Consider the following 23,313-nt stretch of genomic DNA (forward strand, 5'->3'; position numbering starts at 1 on the left):
TTGACAGTTGAATAATACCAAAAACGCTGGAAGCCTTGATTTAGGCTTATTTTTTTGTCAAAATCCCCACTTATATATTGCGTGATATAGCGTGATGTGGTATAATATAAGTAGTTTGGGGGTCTGCTTATGCGATTGAAAGTATCACGTTCCAAAAATTCCGCCTCCCTTTATGTCACAAAAACAGTTTATGTTGATAAAAAAGAAAAGACCATTACCGTTGAAAAGCTTGGCACGGAAAAAGAACTCCGGGAAAAGCTCAATGGGCAGGATCCTTATGTGTGGGCAAAAGCGTATATTGATAAATTAACTAAAAAGGAAAAAGAAGCAGCTGGACATATCTTTATAAAGCGATCCCAGTCCAAGCTTATCCCTAAAGGGGACCAGGTATCCTTCAATGGTGGCTATCTTTTTCTCCAACAGTTGTACCATGACTTAAACCTTCATCATATTTGCCGCTCTATTTCTGAACGCTATAAATTTTCGTTTCCCCTTGATTCGATTCTCTCAAGGCTGGTTTATGGCAGAATTCTATTTCCTGCCTCTAAGCTCAATACCTGCCAGCTTTCCAAGACGCTTCTGGAACAGCCTGATTTTGAAATCCAGCATGTTTACCGTGCTCTTGAAGTCATTGCCAAAGAATCCGATTTTATTCAAGCTGAGCTTTACAAAAATAGCCTGGCTGTCTCAAAACGCAATGATACAATTCTTTACTACGACTGTACCAACTATTTTTTTGAAATTGAGCAGGAAAGTGGCGATAAACAGTATGGCCCTTCCAAAGAAAACAGGCCCAATCCGATTGTGGAAATGGGACTGTTTATGGATGGGGATGGCATTCCCCTTGCTTTTTGCATTCACAGCGGCAACACTAATGAACAACTTACCCTACAGCCGTTAGAAAAAAAGATTCTTACGGATTTCTCTCTGGCTAAATTTATTGTTTGTACGGATGCCGGACTCTCTTCCATCGATAATCGCAAATTCAATGACAAGAAAGACCGTGCCTTTATTACCACTCAGTCTGTGAGAAAGCTGAAAAAACATCTCAAGCAGTGGGCTTTAGCTACAGAGGGCTGGTCTCTGCCTCAGGTAAGGGGAGCGTTTGATATTTCCCAAATAGCTCAGTCCGAAGAGGCCAAAGAAAACTATCAGAACGCCACCTTCTACAAGGAGCGCTGGATAAAAGAAGACGGTTTAGAGCAGAAGCTCATCGTTACTTTCTCTTTCAAATACCAAAACTACCAGCGATGTATCCGAAGCCGGCAGATAGAACGCGCCTGTAAACTGCTTGAATCAAATCCTTCCTCATTAAAAAAACACCGCCAGACTGATTGTAAGCGTTTTATCTCAAGGACAAATGTGACAACTGAAGGTGAAATTGCCAAAAATGAATTCTACACTATCGATCAGGAAATCATCGCAAACGAAGAAGCTTATGATGGCTTCTATGCCGTCTGCACAAATCTCGAAGAGGATGCTCCTGCTATTACTAAGATCAATCACAAGCGTTGGGAAATAGAAGAATGTTTTCGCCTGTTAAAATCCGATTTCAGGGCAAGACCGGTATATCTTAGCCGGGATGACCGGATTAAAGCACATTTTACAACCTGTTTTTTAGCACTAACAATCTACAGATATCTGGAAAAAAGGGTAAAAGAAAATTTTACAAGCACCGAAATCATTAGCCAGCTACGGACCATGAATTTTTATTGCGTTCCTGGAGAAGGGTATGTTCCCACTTATACCAGAACCGATTTTACCGATGCTCTACATGAGACTTTTGGCTTCCGTACCGATTATGAGATTGTAGGTACAAAGCAAATGAAAAAAATTTTTAAGTCTACAAAAAAACAATAAAAGGTACGCATTTTTTTGCTTCTTAAAATAGTCTGAAACGCCTTATATACAAGGCGTTTCAGACTATTTTTATCTCCCAACTGTCAAAGATGGGATTATACATGATCGGAGAATAAAGTCAAATATAGGCAGCGATTATACTGCAAAAAATATTTTTGTCAATCCCTGTAACCTTGACTGTTTTTGATCTGTTTCTGTGGCCGCTGGTAATGACGACCGAAGAACGGGATACTTTGAACAAACCGGCAATAAAGGCAATACAGGCTGCGTTCGCCTCGCCGTCAACCGGCGGCGAGGTCAGATTGATTTTTATACTGTCGCCCATGATACCGCTGACGGCGTTTTTACTGGAACGCGGCTGGACCCGTACTTTAAACGAGACACCGTCCGGAAGTTCTTTTATATCAAGCTGATCTGGCAATGTTAATTTTCATCTTCTTCCGCATTGTTAAGCATTTCCATCTGGGCCTGCAGCAGGGTGCGCAACCGGGTGCGGAAAACCTGCGACTGTTTTCTTACTTCTTCATACTCGCCGGTCATCTTGCGCACTTTGGACATTCCTTCGTCAACCAGCCTTTGGGCGCGTATCTCAGCCTCTTTAATCATCAGTTCGGTCTCTTTTTTGGCATTCAGTTTTACTTCTTCAGCAGTTTCCTGGGCAATAACCAGTGTACTATGGAGGGTATTTTCCATATGCTGGTAGTGTTCGAGTTTGCTGTTGAGGCGCTCAATTGTTTCTTTTAAATCAATGTTTTCACGATACAGTGTTTCATAATCCTTAATCACCCTGTCGAGAAACTCATCCACTTCTTCCTCATTATACCCGCGAAAACTGCGCTTGAACTCTTTATTATGAATATCCAACGGTGTAAGCATAACTCCCCACCCCTATTCTAATTACATAAATCTTCGGAGTAAAACACTATAGCGGCCCTTTTTCGTTTGGCCGGGGACTTCCAGGACTTCGACCCGGCCGCGGCCACGCATGGAAATGACATCGCCCACCTTTACGGCCTGGGCCGGACTTTTGGCATCCTGCCAGTTTATTTTTACCTTGGCAGCGGCAATATCCTCGGCCATGCGGGTGCGGGAAGTTCCAAAACCGGATGCCGCCACCGCATCCAAGCGTAAGGAGGCGACTGTCGACCGGATTTCCTTGATTTTTTCTTCTTTGGCAGGAATGTCAGCCAGTGAGGCCTGCGCCACAGCTACGGCAGCCTGGCCTACTTCGGCAAGATTCTGCGCAATATAGGCGGCCATATTTGTGTCCGCCATAATATAGCAGTGTTCGCCGCCCATGATAATGTCGCCCAGCATTTCCCGCTTAATGCCAAGGCCCATAAGTGCGCCCAGAACATCCCGGTGCGACAGGCGGCAATAGCGGCTGTCCCATTGAACAGACAGGCAGGATATAGAATAATCCAGGGCCCCGGCATAAGCAAGAAATTCAGTATCAACAAAAGCTGCCTTCATGCGCTCGGCACCGGGATAACCGCCATTAGTCTCGAGTGTCAGCCGGTTGTAGTGGGCCGCTATGGTTTCGGCGATGCTCTGACCATAGGGGTCCAAAAATTCACTGATCTTATATTTGCGGTTTTTAAGCGTTGCCTCTGCTAAATCCAGAAGTCTGGCTGCCAAATCAGCATCACCTGATGCCCGGTAATACCGCAAAATCTTATCCCGTTCGCTCATCTACCGCCGCCCCATTTCGCGGGAACGGTTGGTGGCGGCCACAACCGCATCGATAAGTGCGGCCCGGACACCATTTTGCTCCAGCACATGCACGCCGGTAATGGCTGTACCGCCCGGTGATGTAACCATGTCCCGCAATTTTGCCGGGTGTTCACCTGTTTCCAGTACCATTTTGGCTGCGCCCATAAGGGTTTGCGCAGCTAACAGAACGGCTGTCTGGCGGGAAAACCCAACCCGCACGCCGGCATCGGTAAGGGCATCAATCAGGACAAAGGCATAAGCCGGGCCACTGCCGGACAGACCGGTTACAGCATCCATCGTATCTTCGTTAACTGTAACTACTTTGCCAACAGAGGCGAATACCTCCGCCACCGGCTCACTTACCGCAGTAGTGGCATATTTCCCCAGGGCCATGGCCGACATCCCTTCACCAACAGCAACCGGTGTGTTGGGCATCACCCTGATAATCGGTACTCCTGGCATTTTTCCCTGAAAGGCGGCAATGGTTACCCCGGCCGCTACGGAAACAACCACGGTTGTTTTGGCAACAACCGGCGCAATGGTATCAATTACCCCGTTGATTACCTGGGGTTTTACTGTTAAAAACAGGATGTCCGACTGCCGGGCAATCTCCTGGCTGTCAAGCGTTGTTGATACTGTAAAAGTGCCGCGCAGATAGCCCAGACGTTCAGTTGAAACATCGTTTACTGCAATTTGTGACGGCATTACTAAGCCGGCGTGCAGAATACCTCGTATCAGCGCCTCGGCCATGGCGCCGCCACCAATAAAGCCTATTTGTTTGTTTGTCAGCATAAACCCTCCGTCTGGTGTGTTAAAACTATTTATTGGCCCAGGGCAGCAGTGTCTTGTCGCCGCCTTCGTCCCGCGGGCTGTAGGCAACATCTACATTATTCGGGGCACATAAGAAGATATGATTACCGACCTTTTGAATCTGGCCGTTTAGGGCATAGGTCGTGCCGCTAATAAAATCAATCATGCGCTTAGCAATATCCGGATCGGTATTCTCAAGGTTGACTACCACCGGCTTACGGCTTTTCAGATAGTCGGATACATGCTGGGCATCATCAAACGAAAATGGCTCAACAACCATGACTTTGACTTGTTTGCCCTGTTGCTGGCTGCTCGGGGCCATCGGCAGGGATACGACATTATTATTCTTCTGTTTTATTTTTGCTTCGGATTCCTCCGGTCTGGAGCGGTCTTCCTCCTGGTCTGCCGGTTCAAAAAGACCAAGGCTGCCCCATACTTTTTCCATAAACTTCATAACTTTCTCTCCTCCCTAATATTGGCGCGAGCCAAATATTGCAGTACCGATACGCACTAAGTTTGCTCCCTCTTCGATAGCCACCTGATAATCGTTTGTCATTCCCATTGATAGCCAATTAAACTCAGTATTGGCTAATTTTAATAGTTTTAATTCGCTGTATAGCTGATAGGTCTCTTTAAACACCGGGCGAATTGCCTCAGGGGTTTCGCTAAACGGTGCAATTGTCATCAGACCGCAAAGCCGCACATGTTCGAGCTGGCTGATCAACCTGGCCAGCGGCAGGGCTTGTCCGGCTTCCACGCCAAATTTACTGTCCTCATCGGCAATATTAACCTGCAGTAACACATCCTGGCGTTTACCGAGTTTGCCGGCTGTACTGTCAATCTCGCGCGCCAGCCGCTCACTGTCAACAGAGTGAATCAGATCAGCCAGCGGCACTGCCTGCCGCACCTTGTTTGTCTGCAGATGACCGATAAGATGCCATTCAGCCGACCGGCCTGCTGCCTGGATGGCGGGGTGTTTGGCCAGCATTTCCTGAACCCGGTTTTCCCCCACGGCAGTTACCCCTGCAGCTAAAGCTTCCAGCATGGCGGATACGCCGTGGTTTTTAGTGACAGCCACAAGTTTGACCTTGCTTATATCTATTTTTTTGTGTATTTCTTCAATATTTTGCGCTATTGACATGGCAAACCCTCCATCTTATTAGGTTATTCGCCCAGAAACATAATTTTCCTCTAAAAATGATCTATTTATTCAAGCTTTTACCATAAAAATTAGAAAAACCGCTGGCGCGATCTTTTGGCTTTGCACCTAGCAAATAATCCTGGAATACAAGGGAACGGCTTTACTTTTGGCATGACCCAAAAGTAACAAAAAGTCTAGGCCCGAAGCCTCCAAAAGCTGAAAAGCCGGGCGGTATTCCTAAAATCCGCAAACTCGCTCCGCTCAAACAGTGCGGATTTCTTAACGGCATACCGCCCGGCTTTTCTCCTGCGGAACGCTTTTTTTTTCGGCAAAGGGCCGGGGGGGGCTACCAGGGGTGGTGGGGCACCGTCTCTGCTCAAGCTGGGCATTGACCTTGGTTCCCCTTATTTTATAAGGACGTTCAGCCTTGTAAAACTTATAATTTCTGATAGTATAAAAAAACCCCCTATATAGACAAGTACACTACATTAGGAGTTTTTACGTCTATTATTTAGCATTCAAAATACACCCTGTGTTTCAATTAATAACAACAATATTACTCTATCAAAATCCACTTATAAGTTTCAATACATTCCATGTTACAGTTCATAAAATGTACTACCCGAGGCGCTCCAGCCTTACTAGTTACACCAATCTTACCAAAACCGCGTTGTAATGTAAATGGGGCGAGTGCTTACCCGTCCCAGCCGGCCAGCCGATCTGCACTTGCAATTTACCGCAAACAGGCTATAATTAGAAATAGGTGGAAATTAAAAAGTCGCCGTGACCTGAAAGTGTAACCAGCACTTCCAGGCCCGCGCAAGGTGCCGTACACCTACACGTAACAGCCAAGCTGTCCACGACGACATTTCTATTATACACCGGGCTTCTGCCGCCGCACAAGCGGGGAGCGCGGGGTAAATAGCCGTTGCCGCCGGCGACGCCGGGCTGGGAGTGCGACTGGACGCAGCAAAGGATGCCGACTATTCTCAGCAGCTAATGAGCAGCAGCGGGGCAAACAGGGGGCTTACCGGTTTGTGACCGCCCTTGTTGTTTCGGCCGGATATGCCGGCTTATTAGCGCTGAGTATGTAACAGATATCGCAACAGAACGCATGTGTAGGGTAAAACCCTTTGCATGCGTTCTTTTTAATTTCCCCCTGTAAAATAAGCTGATGGCCATACCGGCCGCAGTCTGAATATAGGGGGTATATATATGTCTGATCATTTAACGCCAGCTGGTGCAGCTTTTTGTCCGGGGCTGGTTTCCTTCCTGCCTGCAGAGCGGGACTGGGAGCCGCAGCCGCCCGGGGCAGAGCCGGAAGATCCGGAGGACCGGCTGATGCTGCGAAGCATCTTAACCGAGACCTTTAATCAGTATATCTTTGTCAGGGTGGACAATATCCTCAAACTGGCCGGCACCAACGATGCCGGTTACAGTAAGACGGTCAGTAAGGTCGGCGCCACCCTCGACCGGCTGCTGGCCCTGGCCGGGGAGCTGAAGGACCAGTATCCGGAATTGCAGGAGCTGGTCATGGATTACGAGTCGTTCACCGCCCTGGAATCGGGCCAGTCGGCGGAAATCGCTTACAAGCAGGGCTTGCGGGACTGCAGCCATATCCAACAGGAGTTTATGACTTTCCTGCAGCAGCGCTAGATTGAACGCCAACGGCTCCGCCAGAACTCCTCGTTTATAATTCTTTTATTCGAATAATTCTTCTTTCTGCTGTCGTTTGGTTTCGCAGAGACCGCTTTGTACTCCTGTTGGGGTATTCCTATGGAGTATAAGAAAAACTGCTGGCGCGGTCTTTGGGCTTTGCACCTAGAAAATAATCCTGGATACAAGGGAACGGCTTTACTTTTGGCATGACCCAAAAGTAACAAAAAGTCTAGGCCCGAAGCCTCCAAAAGCTGAAAAGCCGGGCGGTATTCCTAAAATCGCAAACTCGCTCCGCTCAAACAGTGCGATTTCTTTACGGAATACCGCCCGGCTTTTCTCCTGCGGAACGCTTTTCCGGCAAAGGGCCGGGGGGGTTACCGGGGGTGCGGGGGCACCGTCTCTGCTCAAGCCGGGCAAAAAAACTGCCGTCTGGTTTAACCAGACGGCGGTTGAGTTCGTAAGCAAATTCTTCTTATGGTTTTACAGTCTCTTTATAGACTTGTTTGCCATCCTTCATTTCCAGGATAACCGCGCCTTTTACGGCATCATGGTTATCATTAAGCGTCAGGTCGCCAGCCGCACCTTTGAAGTCTTTCGTTGCAACCAGGGCTTCACGGATTTTGTCGGCCTCGGTGCTGTTGGCGCGTTTGATGGCGTCGACAAGTACGTAAGCGGCATCATACCCAAGTACTGCCATGGCGTCAGGCATTTGGCCGTATTCTTTTGTGTAGTTTTCGACAAAGGCTTTGGACAGCGGGCTGGTATCTTCTACTGAGTAATGGTTGGTGAAGTAAGTATTGTTAAGGGCCTGGGCACCGCCGATTTCATTTAGCTTCGGAGAATCCCAGCCGTCGCCGCCGACTACCGGCACGATAATACCCATTTCACGGGCTTGCTTTACGATTTTGCCAACTTCTTCATAGTAGCCGGGTACGTAAAGGATATCAGGATTGGTGGCTTTAATTTTGGTCAGGATTGTTTTAAAGTCCTGGTCTTTTTGTAAGTATGCTTCTTCCGAAATAATCTGGCCGCCGCCTTTGGTAAAGGCTTCTTTGAAGAAGGAGGCTAATCCTTTGCTGTAGTCGCTGGAATTATCAATCATAATCGCTGCTTTTGTAGCCTTAAGGCTGTTTAAAGCAAAGTTGGCGCCAACAGTACCCTGGAAGGGGTCAATAAAACAAACACGGAAGGTGTAGTCTTTGGTTTTGCCGGTCTTTTCATCCAAGGTTACCTTAGGGTTGGTGGTAGCAGCAGCAACAAAGGGAATTTTGTTAGCTTCGGCTACCGTTGAGCCGGCAATGCCGTTGGAGCTGACGGTAAAACCGGTTACAGCAATAACTTTATCCTGGGTAATAACCTTGGTCATCGCATTGGAAGATTCAGAAGGTTCGCCTTTATTGTCGGCAATGACCGGCTGAATTTGTTTGCCGAGGACGCCGCCTTTGGCATTGATTTCTTTAAAGGCCATTTTGGCGCCATTCGCAGCAGCTGTTCCAAAAGATGCCGTATTACCGGTAAGTTCGTAAACTACACCGATTTTGATGTCTTTGCTGGCCGTGTCACCACAACCGGTGACCAGCCCTGCCAACATAACCAGCATAGTTAGCAGACACGTCATTTTTACTCCGATTTTACTCATTGTATCCTCTCCCTATTTACGCAAATTATATAGAATACCCGGAACCCTTATTAACATATCACCTCCACTAAAAGATCCATTGTTGAACAGTCAATTTGAGGTAAAAAAATAGCTTTTTGGAGAGAGTACACAAAAAATGTCTTTCTCCAAAAAGCAACTTTGCTTAGTATACCAAAAATTCAATTATACTTTTGTTTCCTATGATTATACATTGTATTACGGTTTATTGAATTTTGCAAGAGATATTTTTTCTTTGACCGAAAAGTGTTTACAGCTTTTCGGCTGTGGATTTTTGCCTGCCGCAGGGCGCCGTGTCATGCCGGTGATTTATGATGATTCATAATCAGACAACAGAAGGCTCAATATATAATTCGCCCCGGGCAAACCTTTCGGCACTAAACATATTGATGGGAATATCGGTGGGTAATCCGAGCACGGTTTGGGCCATCAGCTTACCGACCATCGGTGAGATCATAAAACCGTGGCCGCTGAAGCCGGCCGCTGTGTAGAAGCCCTGAATATTAGTATCAGGGCCTAAAATCGGTGTCCGGTCCGGACACATGTCATAAAGGCCGGCCCACTGCCTGATGACGTTCAGATTGGCAAGGGGCGGCAATATCTTAGTGATCCGTTTGGCCATCTCCGTCAGAAACTGCCAGCTGGAAGTTGTGTTAAAGGTTTCCGGCTCATCCGGGTGACCGATCCCCATAATAAAACTGCCATGGGGAGTTTGCTGGCAGTAGAGATTATGGTAAAAACACATGACCATCGGCGTTTGCATAGGTTCTACCGGTTCGGTTACCAGTATTTCATGGCGTTCCGGAAAAATTGGCAGCTCAATGCCGGCCATACGGCCGACCATTTTGGCATAACCGCCGGCCGCATTAATAACGGTGTTAGTCGCAATGTCCCCCTTGTCGGTGTGGACTGTCGTAATTTTTCCGGCCTTGGTGCTTAAGCCGGTTACTTCGGAATAGGTATAAAACCGGACCCCGAGCCGGGCCGCCGCTTCGGCATACAGGCTTGTTACCTTAAACGGGTTGGCATGGCCGTCTTTGGGACAGAAAGTAGCTCCCAGGAGTTCATCAGTATTCAGGTGCGGTACAATTTCCCTGGCCTCAGCCGGTGTTGTCCAGCGGGCCGGTATAGCCAGCGAGTTTTGCAGTGTAAGGTTTTTCTTGAACTGGTCTGCCATTTTTTCGGTGTAGGCAAGTAAGAGATAGCCGCCTTGTTTAAACTCGATATCACCATTGACCTCTAACAATTCGGGCAGGTTTTCCAGCATATTTACACTCTCGCGGGCCAGCAGGCAATTGGTTTCGGTGCCCCACTGCATCCGGACGCCGGCACCACACCGGCCGGTTGCCCCGCTGGCCAGGTAGCCGCGCTCGATGACCGCAATCCGGCCGGCACCGGCTTTGGCCAGGTTGTAGGCAATGGCGCAGCCGACAACACCGCCGCCGATCACTACGACATCAGCTTGCTTAATCATGCTTGCCACCTCCTGCTGCTAACGCCCCTAACGTGATCGGGGCCGTCGGCGGCCGGAAGGTTGGCAGGATAATATCGGCGGCCTGGACTTTTAGCGCTTTGGCGAGTTCCTGGGCGATTAAGGGGGTGCAGGTACGGCCCTGGCAGGGGCCCATGCCGCAGCGGCATTCCCGTTTAAGTTCTTCTAAACTGTGTTTTCCCTGCTTAATAAGCTCCTGAATATCGTGCAGTGTAATATCTTCACAGCGGCAGATGATAACCGGTTCTGTCATGACTTAATCCTCCTTACGTATGGCAATGCCCCGAATATTCATAGCCTGTGCTTTGGGGACAGACACCCATACTACGGTTGTTTTGTTTTTATTCTGCTGGACCCTTTGCACCTGAGCCAGAGCGATTGTTTCGCCCGTGCGGCTGAGGGCATCTGCCAGCTGGCCGGCTACCGGCAGGGGCAAATATTCATAAGGCAGTTTAATTAAAGCTTCCTGCGGATTGTAAGCACAGTCAACAACAAAGATTGACAGCCCCGGGCAATGGGCCAGGCAAATGCCGCAGCCATTGCACTTGCTTTCGTCAAGCTGGGGCCGTTCATTAATATCGGCGCCGATTGAGATTGCCCCCCGCGGACAGGCCTCAACACAGGGGTTGCAGGGGATGTTCTGAAAACATTCAAATACCGCTACAGGACCCTGGGCGAATCTTTTCGCCCCTGGTAAAACATTATTGATATCAGCTGTTGTAGGCACGCCTGTCTGTTCAAGCATTGCCGGTCACCTCCCTTAAGTCATTGCTATGGCGGTCAAGCATTACCTTGGCCAGGCCGGCGCGTATTTTCGCGCTGACACTGCCCGCTCTCAGTGCTGTTAACTGGTTTTGCGCTTCGGCATAATCCTCTTCTTTTATTTTCCAGCCTAAATCGGCAGCAGCTGCCAGCCCGGCTAATTTTCCTTCCACCATGGCGGCGGAGGCTTCTTCGACCCCGGCGACGTCACCGGCCACATAAATATCCGGCTGGGTGGTCTGCAGACTGGCGCTGCGGCAAGGAACATAACCGCCCAACTCCGGCACAAAGGACATTTTACAGCCTGCCTGCCATAACAGTTCGGTCAGAGGCGTCAGACCAACAGCCAGACATAGGCCATCGGCCCCGATAGCAAACTCTGTCCCCGGTATCTGCTGCCAGGCGGAATCTAACCGGCAGACGGTCACGCCGGTTAGTGCGGGGTTTCCGTAAGCCGCCTTGATTGTGTGGCTCGTATAAATCGGGATGCCGGCCCGCCGTATTTTAGCGGCATGCACTAAATAGCCGCCGATTTTCGGGGCCGCTTCGATAATGCCGGCAACCTCAACCCCGGCCTGCAGCAATTGATAGGCGACGATCAGGCCGATGTTGCCTGCACCTACCATCAACAGGCGTTTCCCGGGCATAACGCCATGAACATTCATCAGCGTCTGGACTGCCCCGGCTCCATATATGCCTGGCAGGTCGTTGCCCGGAAAGGCCAGTGTTTTCTCAGCCGCGCCGGCAGCAACAATGATTTTTTGGGCCTTAATTGTGACAAAATTATTTTGATGCTTAACTGTCAGCCTGCCGTCTTCCTGGTAATAACCCAGCACGGTGGCATTATTCCAGGCGGTTACGCCGGGGAGTGCCAAAGCCTGTTTGACTAGCAGGGCTGCTATATCAACCCCCCGTTCACCGGCATATTCGCTTTTAGAGCCAAAAAATTTATGAGTTTGCTTGATAAGCTGGCCGCCATAATATTCTGCCCGCTCAATCAGCAATACCCGGGCCCCCAGTTTGCCGGCATGAATGGCAGCCATAAGTCCGGCAGGACCGGCGCCGATAATTACAATATCTATATTCATGGCAGCTTACCTCTTCCTGTTTGCGTTTCCACTGTCATTCCCGCCTGCAGGGGTTCCACACATACCCGTACATTGGGCATACCATTGACGACCATTAAACAGGAAGAACAATTGCCGATGGCGCAGAACAGACCCCGCGCCCGGTTAAGCCCGTGACTGTGTCTGAGCACGGTAATGCCGGCGGCATGGAGTGCGGCTGCAATTGGCTCGCCGGTATACCCTTCGAGTTGTTGGCCGTTAAAACAGAACTTAACTTTGCTCTTTTCCGGAAATGTTAATATTGGATGATTGATGATGCGCATAACTGCACCTCCTTACACTTTTATATTGCAAGAATCATGCCAAGGTGCGAGAGCAGAAAAAGCGCCTTATCAGTTCTTAGTACCGGCGCCGGTGTGATTGGGAACTATTAAGGCGGGAGCTCAATTCCGGGGGTTTTCGGCAAGGGAAAGTATAATGAGTGAAGCTTGATTGGGGCATATGCCTATAGTCAGTTTTTAGATGGTGGTGTCAGATAACTGACATTGTCTACTGCCAGGTTTAATTGCCGCATTTTATAATATAAGGTACTGCGCGGAATCCCCAGCTTTTTAGCTGCGACTGCCTTGTTGAACTTGGCCTCTTTAAGGGTTTGCTCGATTAAGGCGCGCTCAAGTGTTGTCAGCTCCGGGATTGTTGTCAGCCCGGCAGTATTTGTTGTTTTGCCCTGCTGGTACCCGGCTTTGAAATTAGTTGGCAGACTTCCTGTCGTCAGGGTATCGCCATCGGCCAGAATAACCAGGCGTTCTAAAATATTATTGAGTTCACGAACATTACCAGGCCAGTCATGCTCCAGGAAAGCGGCCATTAGAGCCGGGTCTACTTTGTTAATATCGGTCTGAGTATTATGCAGGGTACTAAAATGTTTTAGTCCCCTGTAGACTAATTCCGGAATGTCTTCCCGCCTGGAGCGCAAGGGCGGTAATTGCAAGGTAACTACATTGAGCCGGTAATACAAGTCATCACGGAAATCACCGCTCGTAATCATATCCTCCAGATCACGGTGTGTTGCCGAAACGATACGAACATCCACCTGGACCGGTTTGGCGCCGCCAACCCGGTAAAACTTTTTTTCCTGCAGCACTCTCAGTAGTTTTACCTGCATTTCTTTAGGCAGTTCACCGATCTCATCAAGAAAAAGAGTCCCGTTGTCAGCAAGCTCAACTAAGCCGGCTTTTCCTTTTTTATCAGCCCCGGTGAAGGCTCCTGACTGATAACCGAACAACTCGCTCTCAAACAGACTGGCAGGAATAGCACCACAGTTAATCTCAATAAAATTACCCTTCCGGCCGCTGGCAATATGAACGGCCCGGGCAAATACCTCTTTACCGGTACCACTTTCTCCCCTGAGCAACAGCGGAACATTTGTGGCCGCCACCCTTCTGGCCATACCAACGGCTGCCAATATCCCGGCACTATGGCCACTGATGCTGGCAAAGGCATCAGTGCCGGTGTTGATTTTATCAATTTGGTTTTCCAGTGAACGGACTTTTTTGCTGGTGCGCGAGAGTTCCTGATTAAGGTTTACAATCTCGGTGATATCACGTTCGGCCGATACGCCGCCGACTGTTTGGCCCTCAAGCAGTATTGGCGCGGCATTAATCAGCACATGCGTATTGGAACAGGGTTTATGATACTGATCTTTAACAGTAAGCTGTTCGGCCGCGGCCTGCTTTACCAGTAAATTCGTAAAAAAATCATCAATGCAGTTGCCCAATATATCTTCGGCCCCAATGCCATACAGTTTTTCCGCCCGCTTATTCCAGATCACTACCTGATTGGTTTTATTAATTACACATACCGCTTCATTGACTGTATCCAGCACTGCAGACAGTTGGGTCTGCTGCAGCTGAAGTCTGGCAAGCAGCGCGGCCAATATCAGCTCAGGCGTGCTTAGGGCTGCTATTTTACCTGCTTCTTCGAACAGGATAATCTGGGTGATAAGCTCAGCAGGCATACTGTAAAGGGCTTGAGACAAATAGGAAACCGGTCTGAGAACAGTCTTAAACGAGGCCATATCCCGGGCATAAATTCCCGGACATTGCAGTTGTTTGGCTGTAATTAAACCCCATTGACCATCAGCCTGCAGGATGACGGCAGCTTGCTTGTCACTTTTAAAATGGGCGGCAATATCGGCAAGCGGCATCAAGGGATTAACCTCAATAATTCTGGTTGTAACCACATCTTTAATCAGCAAAGACTGCACCCAGTACTCCCCCTTATAAACCAAAAGACGCAGTGCTTCCTGATAGGAAGCAGCAGCGTCTTTGCTGTGTCAGTTATTTGACGTTTTCTTTTATTATAATTGGCTTCGGTAATAAATTCAAGTCAAAGTGAAGATATTTTAGAGGGCAATCACTACGCCGATCCGGCCTGTACGGCCGGCTTCAGCGCGGTGGGAATAAAAAATTTGCGTATTGCAGGCAGTACATATGCCGCTTAGGCTGATGTTCTCGTCTAAAACCCCAATTTCCCTCAACTGTTGGCGATTGGCTTCCCAGAGATTGAGGTGCCAGTGATCGCCGGCTGGAGTGACTAACTCTTCCCAACAGCTAAAATTTTCCTGCAGCTTATTGATGACAACCTTATCTACTTCATAGCAGCAAGGGCCGATGGCAGGGCCAATCCCCACCAGGCAGTCGGCCGGATTCGTCGTATATTGCTGTCCCATGGCGAGGAGGGTTTTTTGTCCGATTTTTGCTATAGTACCTTTCCAGCCGGCATGACTGATGCCGATGGCTTTTTGTACCGGGTCAACGATAATCACAGGCACGCAGTCGGCAAAGAACAACATGAGCGGTATGCCCGGAACATTAGTAATCAAGGCATCGGTGTCTTTAATTGCTTCATGATAATGCCGGGAACCACGTCCGGCATCCTGGGCATTTACCTGGTAAACTACAGCGCCGTGTACCTGCTCGGCGGTAACCGCATGGTCTGCGGATAAGCCCAGAGCCTGGCAAAAAGCCTGGCGGTTTTGCCAGGTTACGCCGGTATCGTCGCCAACGTGCAGTCCCAGGTTGAGACTGGCAAACGGGGCGGAACTTTGTCCCCCCAGGCGTGTTGATATACCGTGTTTAATCCCTTTGGCCGACAAGCTGGCAAATTCTCCATACCACACGCCGTTCGTGTTGTGTTTTACTATAAAATCTCCCATTTTAGAACCTCCGGCTAAAGCTAACTATCTCTATTATATTAATACTCCAGTTCACCTGTAAACATATATACGGAAATCTTAAATTCCGGGGGAAAAATAAAGCCCTGATATTCTGCTTATCAACAGAGTATCAGGGCTTTTGCTGATTCTTATGCTTCTTCCACTTTATCCTTCTTGGCGCCGGCGATAATAGCTTCTGCTATCCGGGCCGGCACGTCTTCATAGTGAGAAAAATTCATGTCAAAAGAGCCGCGCCCCTGCGTAATAGAGCGAAGATCGATACTGAAGCGGAACATTTCAGCCAGCGGTACCTGCGCTTTAACCCGGCCTAAGCCGCCGCCGATGGGCTCCATGCCCTGAATGCGGCCGCGTTTGGTATTTAAGTCGCCGATGACGTCGCCCATATAGGACTCGGGTACAAGGACTTCTACGGCATAGATTGGTTCCAGCAGTACAGGTTTGGCCTGCAGCACACCTTTACGCAGGGCCATGGCGCTGGCGATTTTAAAAGCCATTTCTGATGAGTCAACTGTATGATAGGAACCGTCAGTCAGGGTGACTTTGACATCAACCATGGGGTAGCCGGCAAGCAGGCCGCCGGCTAAAGCATCCCGGACCCCTTTTTCAACGGCCGGGATATACTGACGCGGCACGGCACCGCCAAAGATAGAATCAACAAATTCAAATTCCGCTCCTGGCGCCAGCGGATCAAGCTGCAGCCAGACATGCCCGTACTGGCCGTGACCGCCACTCTGTTTTTTGTGCTTGCCTTCGACCTTGGCTGAACCGCGAATTGTCTCCCGGTAAGGCACCTTGGGGCTGGTAAGCAGTGTTTCGACGCCAAACTTACGTTTCATACGCTCAGTCATAATATCCAGATGCAGTTCGCCCATACCGGAGATCAGCAATTGACGGGTTTCCACATCTTTACGCACTTTAAAGGTGGGATCTTCGTCCATGAGGCGGGCCAAGGCCTGGCCAATCTTGTCCTCATCACCTTTGTTCTTGGTCTCGATACTTCTGACGAACATTGGTTTGGGATAGGAAACTGGTGCAAATATAATTGGTTTGTCTTTATCGCAGAGTGAATCACCGGTGGCTGTCTCCTGCAGCTTAGCCACTACCACGATATCGCCGGCATGAACGGCAGTCACCGGGTCCTGCTGTTTGCCGCGCAGAGTGAAGATTGTGCCGACGCGCTCAGATTTCTCTCTGGTTGCATTGTATAATGAGCTGTCAGGTTTCATGGTGCCTGAATATAGCCGGATATAGCTAAGGCGGCCGACAAAGGGGTCGGCTGTTGTCTTAAATACCATGGCTGAGAAAGGGTCGGCAGCGCTTCTTGCCACAGGATCTTTGGTTACCGGATGATAACCGGTAACCGGATTGGTACCCGGGGCCGGCAGATAGTTGATAATTGAGTCCAGCATCTGCGTTATCCCAATGTTTTTAAGAGCTGAGCCGCAGAGTACAGGGAATACTTTAGCCTGAGCAATTGCCGCCAATAACCCGATACGCACCTCTTCATTACTCAGCTCTTCGCCCTCCAGATATTTGGTTAAGAGCTCATCATCACCTTCGGCCGCTGCCTCAATAAGTGCCGTCCGGGCCTCTTCGCACTTAGCCAGCAGCTCGGCGGGGACAGCAATTTCCGTGTACTCGCGGCCGTTTTTTGACGGTAAATAGGCTTTCATTTTTAGTACATCGACAATACCCTGAAAGCTATCCTGGGCACCGATAGGCAAGTGAACCGGGACAACACCGTTGCCGAATTTTTCCTTCATGCTTTCGACAACACTATAAAAGTCGGCGTTTTCCCGGTCCATTTTATTAATAAAGCCTATACGGGGCAAGCCCAGTTCATTCGCGTAACTCCATACTTTTTCCGTTTCCACCTCTACCCCGGAGGCGGCGCATAATACAACACACACACTGTCGACAGCCCGCAGGACACTCTTAACTTCAGCTACGAAATCAGCGTAACCGGGAGTATCCACAAAATTTATTTTATGATCGTTCCATTCACAAGGGGCCAAAGCAGCACTGATAGTGACCTTGCGTTTAATCTCTTCCGGTTCAAAGTCAGTTGTTGCCGAACCATCATCAACACGTCCTAAACGGTTTACCGCGCCAGAATTAAATAACATGGCTTCTGTCAAGGATGTCTTGCCGGCTCCCCCGTGGGCAACAATTCCAACATTTCTTAACCTGTCGCTCTTGTACTCTTTCATGGCTAGTTCCCTCCTGTTGTGGTGTGATTAATTTCAATACTGACATTTTGGTGTTACAGTTCTCTGTTTGCCAGGAATATTCCTTCTTTTCTGTCTATTTTGTTTGCTTTAAAATTAGCAAAAACTTAATGTTTTATTCCATATTTATAAAATTTTTCCAATGAATATGCAGCAATTTATTTTTGAGGTTTCATTCTATACATACAAAAAGAGCTATTGTCGCATAGCTCTTTTTGTATGTATAGTCGTATTAGACTTTTAACAACAAACGCATCAGTTTACGCAGCGGTCCAGGCAGTGACATGACATAGAAGCGGAAGTTCACCATGCTCGCCCCCTCATTTTAGCTATTATCAATGCTATCGCACTCCTAAGCTATCGATATAGTTTATGCCGATTGTGCGAAGTTGTGCTACTTCTGCCTGCTGTACTATTTGCTGTTTTCTGTTTCAAACCGGGCCAAGACAAAACATAAATCAGACAAACGGTTGATACAGATAAGCAGTTGCTCGTTTACCGGCGTTTCTGCTTCCTGCTCTTTAAACCGTAAAGTCTGTCGTTCAGCCCGTCTGGTAACAGTACGTGCCAGATCAAGCGCAGCTGCCCCCGGTGTTTCACCAGGCACAATAAACCCTGTTAGCGGTGGCAGACTGGCATCAAACTCGTCAATCATCTGTTCAAGGTCCGCAACATGGTCGGCTGTAACGTAATACTGCTTTATACCGTTGCTTGCCAAATCAGCCATAAACAGCATAAGGAGTTTTTGCAGTTTGAATATGGCCTCTCTAGCTTTAAGACTGGTGCAGCTGGCCCGGGCCAGACCTAACGCTGAGTTTATCTCGTCAATACTACCATAAGCCTCGACCCTGGCACTGGTTTTTTTGACTCTCTCACCGGTTAACAGGCCGGTCGTGCCTTTATCGCCGGTTTTGGTATAAACTTTACTCATAATAATCCTCTCCCGATTGATTATTTAATTAAATAAGTTCCTGTTCAGAAAAATAAATGGCAATTTCCCGCTGGGCGCTGGCCGGACTATCTGAGCCATGGATAATATTCTCAGACATGACTGTGGCATAATCGCCGCGGATGGTCCCTGGCGGCGCAGCAACAGGATTTGTCGGCCCCATCATGGCCCGAACGAGCTTAATAGCATCGGGACCGGTCAGCACCATGGCCACTACCGGGCTGGCAGTGATGAAGTCAATAAGCGCAGGATAAAAGGGTTTGCCGCTATGCTCCTGGTAGTGGCTGGCAGCCATTGCCGGTGTTAGCCTGAGCAATTTGAGTGCCGTTAGGGTAAATCCCTTACGCTCAAACCGGCTGAGGATTTCACCGCAGAGTTTTCGCCGGACGGCATCAGGTTTTAAGAGTACTAAGGTACTTTCCATTTTCATCAAATCCCTCACTTTATAGGTAGTTCTGTGCCTCCTAACTGCGGTTGTGAGTTTTTATACGGAATGAACCGGTCTGACACGTAAAATCAACTCCTGGTCGTATCTGCTTAGCAGAAGGCATTCAATACAAAAACATGTAATTATTGCCGGCAACAGCATCCTATATTTTTTCCATGCCCAGCTGTTTATATCCTGCAAAAAAATCCTTCTGAATTAATTTCAGAAGGATTTTTGCCAGTAAAACTTAGCGGGCCTTTTTCGCCTGTGCTTCCAGTTTAGCCACCCGGTCTGCGGTTGACGGATGGGTGCTGAAAAGGCTGACCATCATGCTGCGTGCCCCGCTGAGAGGATTGACAATGAACAGATGCGAGGTGGCTGGTGTCGCTGCCGGCATTACCTTATGCCGGGCATAATATTCAATTTTCTTTAACGCACTGGCCAGTGCCAGCGGATTGCCGGAAACAGTGCCGCCTGTTTCATCGGCAATATACTCACGTGAACGGGAAACACCAAACTGAATCAGCGTGGCTGCCAGCGGTGCCAGCACTACCAAAAAGACAAACTCGACAATCCCGCCGATACCGCCTTCTCCATCATCACTGCGGCCAAAGCCCAGGATGGCCGACCATTGGGCAATGTTGGCAATCATGGTTATGACACCGGCCACACTGGCAACGATGGTGCTGATCAGGGTATCGCGATTTTTAATATGAGCCAGTTCGTGGGCGACAACGCCTTCCAGCTCTTCATAATTGAGGGCCCGCATAATCCCGGTGGTTACAGCCACAACCCCATGCTCAGGGTCACGACCGGTGGCAAAAGCATTCGGGACATCGGTATTGATAATATACACCTTAGGCATCGGCATCCTGGCTTTTTGGGCCAGACCACTCACCAGCCGGAGCAAATCCGGTGCACTCTGCGGTGTAACCTCCTGGGCGCCATACATTTTTAATACAATCTTATCACTGTACCAGTAGCTGGCAAAGTTCATCACAATCGAGATAACAAACATCAAGGTCATGCCTTTGGTGCCGCCGAAAAAAGCACCGACTGCAACCAGCAATCCTGTCAGCGCAGCAAGTAAAACAGTAGTCTTAAGTGTGTTCATTAAGACACCTCCATAGTATTTATATTAAAGTTAATTTTTACAGTCTTAATATGTCACGCTAGCTGAAGATGACATCGCCCCTCCATTTCATTTATTATCTAAGTTAATTATAAGTGATTTACTTATAATTAACAATAGTCATTTAAGCCCGAATTTCCCTGTCTTTTGTGATAGCGGCCAAGATATTTATACTGTTGTCCTGTATCTTCTCCACAAGAATTGGCTTTGAGTAATCCCGTCTGTATCTGAATAACAATTCAAAAACTACTGACCTAACCGGTGGCAGGCTCTATTTCGGCCTGGCTTATTCGTATGCTTTCTGTTAGCTTAGTATTTGCTTTTTATCAACAATCCAGCCTTGTTTGGCGTAACATCGCGAAAAAAACATATACGATTTTGCGGCAAGAGCCTGTTGGCTGACAAAGGGTTTATTGTCACAGGCCTTGAATAGGAATAATAAACTAAACCCCAAGGGACGGTGTATTCAATGAATGATTTATTTGCAGGCATTGTATTGATTTTGCTTATTATTAACGGCAGTTTACTCCTGCTGATTCTGATAAAAACACATAAATCGGGCCAGACCGATTTAGCCCCGTTTAAACAGCTGGCCTATAACCAGGAACGTACTGAGGCTATGGTAAGGGACGAACTGGGAAAGAATCGCCAGGAATTGACCTTTAACACCAAAGCCCTGCGCGAAGAGCTGACAATGCAGCTGCATAGCTTCACCAATGCTAATGATCAGAAATTCAACCGTCTTATCCAGCTTAATGAACACAAGCTTGATAAAATCCGGGAAACTGTAGAAGGGAAACTTACATCGATCCAGAGCGATAACAGCAAGAAACTCGAAGAAATGCGCATAACGGTTGATGAAAAATTACATGCCACATTAGAAAAACGCCTGGGCCAATCGTTTCAACTGGTGAGTGAGCGACTGGAGCTGGTGCATAAAGGCCTGGGTGAAATGCAGCAGCTGGCCTCCGGGGTCGGGGATCTTAAAAAAGTCTTATCCAATGTAAAAACGCGGGGCATTTGGGGTGAGATGCAATTGGCTTCCTTGCTGGAGCAAGTGTTAACACCGGAACAGTATGCGGCCAATGTGGCCACCAAGCCTGGCAGCCAGGACCGGGTGGAATTTGCCATCAGGCTGCCGGGTAAGGATAAAAACGATGCCGTAGTCTGGCTGCCGATTGATGCCAAATTTCCCCAGGAAGATTACCTTAGGCTGTTGGAAGCGCAGGAAATGTCCAATCCCGAGTTAGTAGCAGGTGCTGCCGCCGGCCTGGAGGCACGAATTCGTCAAGAAGCCAAAACAATCAAAGAAAAATATATTGATCCGCCTAATACCACTGATTTTGCGATACTGTTTCTGCCGGTGGAAGGCCTGTATGCCGAGGTATTGCGCCGGCCTGGGTTGTGCGACAGCCTGCAGCGCGAATACCGTATTAACATTACCGGGCCAACAACACTCGCGGCGCTGCTCAATAGCCTGCAAATGGGTTTTAGAACCCTGGCTATTGAAAAACGCTCCAGTGACGTCTGGTCGCTGCTCGGAGCTGTAAAAACCGAATTCGGCAAGTTTGGTGATGTTCTTACTAAAACTAAGGAAAAGCTGGATCAAGCCAGTAAACAGCTTGATGCCGCCACCGTACGCACCAGGGCTATTGAAAGAAAACTAAAGGGCGTGGCCCAGTTACCGGCACCGGAGATGATTAACGTACCGGAAGAATATGCAAGCGGCGATGCGGAATAATAAAGACCCCCGCTGCCTTTACCGAGGCAGGGGAGCCAGTCGTATTAATGTTTGATTTTTGTGGTGAGGGCTTTCAGGAGATAGCCGGATATAATCACCGCCAAAGTAAGGCCGGTTTTAAAAAACAGTACATGCTTACTGAGATATGTTCCCACTACCTCGTCGCTGACAATCAGCTCGGCCGCTGCGTAGCCAAGTATACCGGCGCCGAGATAGATGATAGACGGGAATCGATTCATCAGCTTTATGAGCAGCTGGGCGCCGAATACCACCAGCGGGATGCTGGTGGTAAGCCCCATGGTAATCAGGCCGTACTTGCCTGAGGGGACGGTTTGTGAAATAGCGGCTAATGCCAGCACATTGTCCAGGCTCATAATAAGGTCGGCAACCAGAATAATTTTGATAGCTTCCCGGTAAGATGCGGCTTTGCGGTACCCCCTTTCCTTGCTATTATCTCTTAACAGGCTAAAGGAGATATACAGGAGTGCCAGACCGCCCAGGAATTGCAGGAAGGGCACCTCCAGGAGCTGGGCGGCAACAAAGGTAAGAATAATTCTTAGAATAACTGCTCCCAGGCTGCCCCACAGGATCGCCTTCCGCCGCTGGGCAACAGGCAGGTTTTTGCTGGCTAATGCAATAATGACAGCATTGTCACCGCTTAATACCAGGTTGATCAAAAGTATACTTCCCAGAGCCATGAACCACTCAGGCCCGATTGATCCCCAAAAATCCATTACTTATCCTCCTCTATCCCTACTATTGTATTAGTGTCACAAGAGCGGCAGACTATAAAACCCTGATCATGTTAGATTTTAGTCTGGTTCCTCCCTTTACAAAAAATAAAAAGACCTCAGGTACGCATAAAAATACATACCGAAGGTCTCACTATTGATTATACCAACGACAGCGCCAGATGCCGGCGGCACCGTAGGTTGACGTTATCTGGCCGTTACTGCCAACGATTGGCGCAATATTGCTTAACTGAACTATAACCGGCCTTAGGGCCGGGGCGGGTTAGCCAAGGGCATAATACTCATTCGCATCAATATGTACCCACAGATGACGAACGGCAAATTCAGCGGCATTCTCGGCCGCTCCTTCCCCGATCGGCTGCAGCAGCCTGGCGCGGGCCTGCTCAAGCGTGCTGAAATCACCGCGGACAGTAAAAATTCCGTAAGAAAAATCATCAATCATCACATGGAAACGTGTCATTCCCAACTGGTCTCCCTCTCCGGGACCAGCATAGAAGATGGTGGCTGGCGATCCTGTCGGCGATGCGACATCGGTTAAAACCTGCATGTTCTTTTCTAACACTGACATATCTTTTCCTCCTTTTGACTTCTTTACTTTTTATTATACATGGATAAAAACAATCATGCTATTTTAGTAAATAAAGTAAACTCTTATCTGTCTGAAAATAACTTATTAATTACTCGC

At 48.5% G+C, this 23,313-nt stretch carries 23 protein-coding genes; 3 read left to right on the forward strand and 20 right to left on the reverse strand.

Going from position 1 to position 23,313, the window contains the following annotated elements; all coding sequences use genetic code 11:
* Positions 1 to 129: 129 nt before the first annotated feature.
* Complete coding sequence (locus SPTER_RS09995; RefSeq protein WP_144350283.1) at positions 130 to 1,860, forward strand: IS1634 family transposase; 1,731 nt, start codon at positions 130 to 132, stop codon at positions 1,858 to 1,860.
* Positions 1,861 to 1,978: 118 nt separating this feature from the next.
* Here the strand turns inward: SPTER_RS09995 and SPTER_RS10000 are convergent, their stop codons facing one another.
* From SPTER_RS10000 to SPTER_RS10025, 6 genes are read right to left on the reverse strand one after another with little or no spacing between them, the layout of a single operon-like run.
* Complete coding sequence (locus SPTER_RS10000; RefSeq protein ID WP_144350284.1) at positions 1,979 to 2,281, reverse strand: DUF167 domain-containing protein; 303 nt, start codon at positions 2,279 to 2,281, stop codon at positions 1,979 to 1,981.
* Between the two features lie 2 nt (positions 2,282 to 2,283).
* On the reverse strand, positions 2,284 to 2,736 hold the full coding sequence (locus SPTER_RS10005) for a DivIVA domain-containing protein (protein ID WP_144350285.1): 453 nt from the start codon (positions 2,734 to 2,736) through the stop codon (positions 2,284 to 2,286).
* Positions 2,737 to 2,757: 21 nt separating this feature from the next.
* Positions 2,758 to 3,552, reverse strand: a complete 795-nt coding sequence (locus tag SPTER_RS10010) for a YlmH family RNA-binding protein (protein ID WP_144350286.1) — start codon at positions 3,550 to 3,552, stop codon at positions 2,758 to 2,760.
* Positions 3,553 to 4,365, reverse strand: coding sequence for a pyrroline-5-carboxylate reductase (gene proC, locus SPTER_RS10015; protein ID WP_144350287.1), 813 nt, complete (start codon positions 4,363 to 4,365; stop codon positions 3,553 to 3,555).
* A 25-nt stretch (positions 4,366 to 4,390) separates the two neighbouring features.
* Complete coding sequence (locus SPTER_RS10020) at positions 4,391 to 4,837, reverse strand: cell division protein SepF (protein ID WP_144350288.1); 447 nt, start codon at positions 4,835 to 4,837, stop codon at positions 4,391 to 4,393.
* A 15-nt stretch (positions 4,838 to 4,852) separates the two neighbouring features.
* Positions 4,853 to 5,524, reverse strand: a complete 672-nt coding sequence (locus tag SPTER_RS10025; protein ID WP_144350289.1) for a YggS family pyridoxal phosphate-dependent enzyme — start codon at positions 5,522 to 5,524, stop codon at positions 4,853 to 4,855.
* Between the two features lie 1,215 nt (positions 5,525 to 6,739).
* Here SPTER_RS10025 and SPTER_RS10030 point away from each other — a divergent pair.
* The gene (locus tag SPTER_RS10030; protein ID WP_144350290.1) at positions 6,740 to 7,180 is read left to right on the forward strand and encodes a hypothetical protein; all 441 of its coding nucleotides are present in this window, start codon (positions 6,740 to 6,742) and stop codon (positions 7,178 to 7,180) included.
* 475 nt (positions 7,181 to 7,655) lie between these two features.
* On the opposite strand, the gene SPTER_RS10035 is transcribed toward SPTER_RS10030, so the two are convergent.
* The 12 genes from SPTER_RS10035 to SPTER_RS10090 all read right to left on the reverse strand — a co-directional run bounded on the left by SPTER_RS10035 (position 7,656) and on the right by SPTER_RS10090 (position 20,117).
* On the reverse strand, positions 7,656 to 8,822 hold the full coding sequence (locus SPTER_RS10035) for an ABC transporter substrate-binding protein (protein ID WP_144350291.1): 1,167 nt from the start codon (positions 8,820 to 8,822) through the stop codon (positions 7,656 to 7,658).
* Positions 8,823 to 9,165: 343 nt separating this feature from the next.
* Positions 9,166 to 10,314 carry an NAD(P)/FAD-dependent oxidoreductase gene (locus tag SPTER_RS10040; protein ID WP_144350292.1) on the reverse strand — a complete coding sequence of 383 codons (1,149 nt, stop codon included), beginning with the start codon at positions 10,312 to 10,314 and terminating at the stop codon, positions 9,166 to 9,168.
* Positions 10,307 to 10,585 carry a (2Fe-2S)-binding protein gene (locus SPTER_RS10045; protein ID WP_144350293.1) on the reverse strand — a complete coding sequence of 93 codons (279 nt, stop codon included), beginning with the start codon at positions 10,583 to 10,585 and terminating at the stop codon, positions 10,307 to 10,309. Before SPTER_RS10045 ends, SPTER_RS10040 begins: the two co-directional genes overlap by 8 nt.
* Before the next feature lie 3 nt (positions 10,586 to 10,588).
* Positions 10,589 to 11,077, reverse strand: coding sequence for a 4Fe-4S dicluster domain-containing protein (locus SPTER_RS10050; protein ID WP_144350294.1), 489 nt, complete (start codon positions 11,075 to 11,077; stop codon positions 10,589 to 10,591).
* On the reverse strand, positions 11,070 to 12,182 hold the full coding sequence (locus tag SPTER_RS10055) for an NAD(P)/FAD-dependent oxidoreductase (RefSeq protein ID WP_144350295.1): 1,113 nt from the start codon (positions 12,180 to 12,182) through the stop codon (positions 11,070 to 11,072). Before SPTER_RS10055 ends, SPTER_RS10050 begins: the two co-directional genes overlap by 8 nt.
* Positions 12,179 to 12,484, reverse strand: a complete 306-nt coding sequence (locus SPTER_RS10060) for a (2Fe-2S)-binding protein (protein WP_144350296.1) — start codon at positions 12,482 to 12,484, stop codon at positions 12,179 to 12,181. The genes SPTER_RS10055 and SPTER_RS10060 overlap by 4 nt, the downstream gene beginning before the upstream one ends.
* A gap of 188 nt (positions 12,485 to 12,672) precedes the next feature.
* Positions 12,673 to 14,427 (reverse strand): sigma-54 interaction domain-containing protein, encoded by a 1,755-nt coding sequence (locus tag SPTER_RS10065; RefSeq protein ID WP_246105554.1) that lies wholly within the window; start codon positions 14,425 to 14,427, stop codon positions 12,673 to 12,675.
* 138 nt (positions 14,428 to 14,565) lie between these two features.
* Complete coding sequence (gene pgeF / locus SPTER_RS10070; protein ID WP_144350297.1) at positions 14,566 to 15,378, reverse strand: peptidoglycan editing factor PgeF; 813 nt, start codon at positions 15,376 to 15,378, stop codon at positions 14,566 to 14,568.
* Positions 15,379 to 15,527: 149 nt separating this feature from the next.
* Positions 15,528 to 17,609 (reverse strand): elongation factor G, encoded by a 2,082-nt coding sequence (fusA, locus tag SPTER_RS10075; RefSeq protein ID WP_144350298.1) that lies wholly within the window; start codon positions 17,607 to 17,609, stop codon positions 15,528 to 15,530.
* Positions 17,610 to 18,039: 430 nt separating this feature from the next.
* The gene (locus SPTER_RS10080) at positions 18,040 to 18,558 is read right to left on the reverse strand and encodes a cob(I)yrinic acid a,c-diamide adenosyltransferase (RefSeq protein ID WP_144350299.1); all 519 of its coding nucleotides are present in this window, start codon (positions 18,556 to 18,558) and stop codon (positions 18,040 to 18,042) included.
* Between the two features lie 28 nt (positions 18,559 to 18,586).
* Positions 18,587 to 19,000, reverse strand: a complete 414-nt coding sequence (gene ndk / locus SPTER_RS10085) for a nucleoside-diphosphate kinase (protein WP_144352840.1) — start codon at positions 18,998 to 19,000, stop codon at positions 18,587 to 18,589.
* Between the two features lie 250 nt (positions 19,001 to 19,250).
* Entirely contained in the window at positions 19,251 to 20,117 is an 867-nt protein-coding gene (locus tag SPTER_RS10090) for a zinc metalloprotease HtpX (RefSeq protein WP_144350300.1), read from the reverse strand.
* Between the two features lie 487 nt (positions 20,118 to 20,604).
* On the opposite strand from SPTER_RS10090, the gene SPTER_RS10095 reads away from it, so the two are divergent.
* The gene (locus SPTER_RS10095; protein WP_144350301.1) at positions 20,605 to 21,876 is read left to right on the forward strand and encodes a DNA recombination protein RmuC; all 1,272 of its coding nucleotides are present in this window, start codon (positions 20,605 to 20,607) and stop codon (positions 21,874 to 21,876) included.
* A gap of 44 nt (positions 21,877 to 21,920) precedes the next feature.
* On the opposite strand, the gene SPTER_RS10100 is transcribed toward SPTER_RS10095, so the two are convergent.
* A complete protein-coding gene (locus tag SPTER_RS10100; RefSeq protein ID WP_170233229.1) occupies positions 21,921 to 22,610 on the reverse strand; it encodes a TerC family protein in 690 nt (229 codons plus the stop codon).
* 280 nt (positions 22,611 to 22,890) lie between these two features.
* On the reverse strand, positions 22,891 to 23,196 hold the full coding sequence (locus tag SPTER_RS10105) for a hypothetical protein (protein WP_144350302.1): 306 nt from the start codon (positions 23,194 to 23,196) through the stop codon (positions 22,891 to 22,893).
* Positions 23,197 to 23,313: the final 117 nt, after the last annotated feature.

The organism is Sporomusa termitida (assembly GCF_007641255.1).
GTDB lineage: Bacteria > Bacillota > Negativicutes > Sporomusales > Sporomusaceae > Sporomusa > Sporomusa termitida.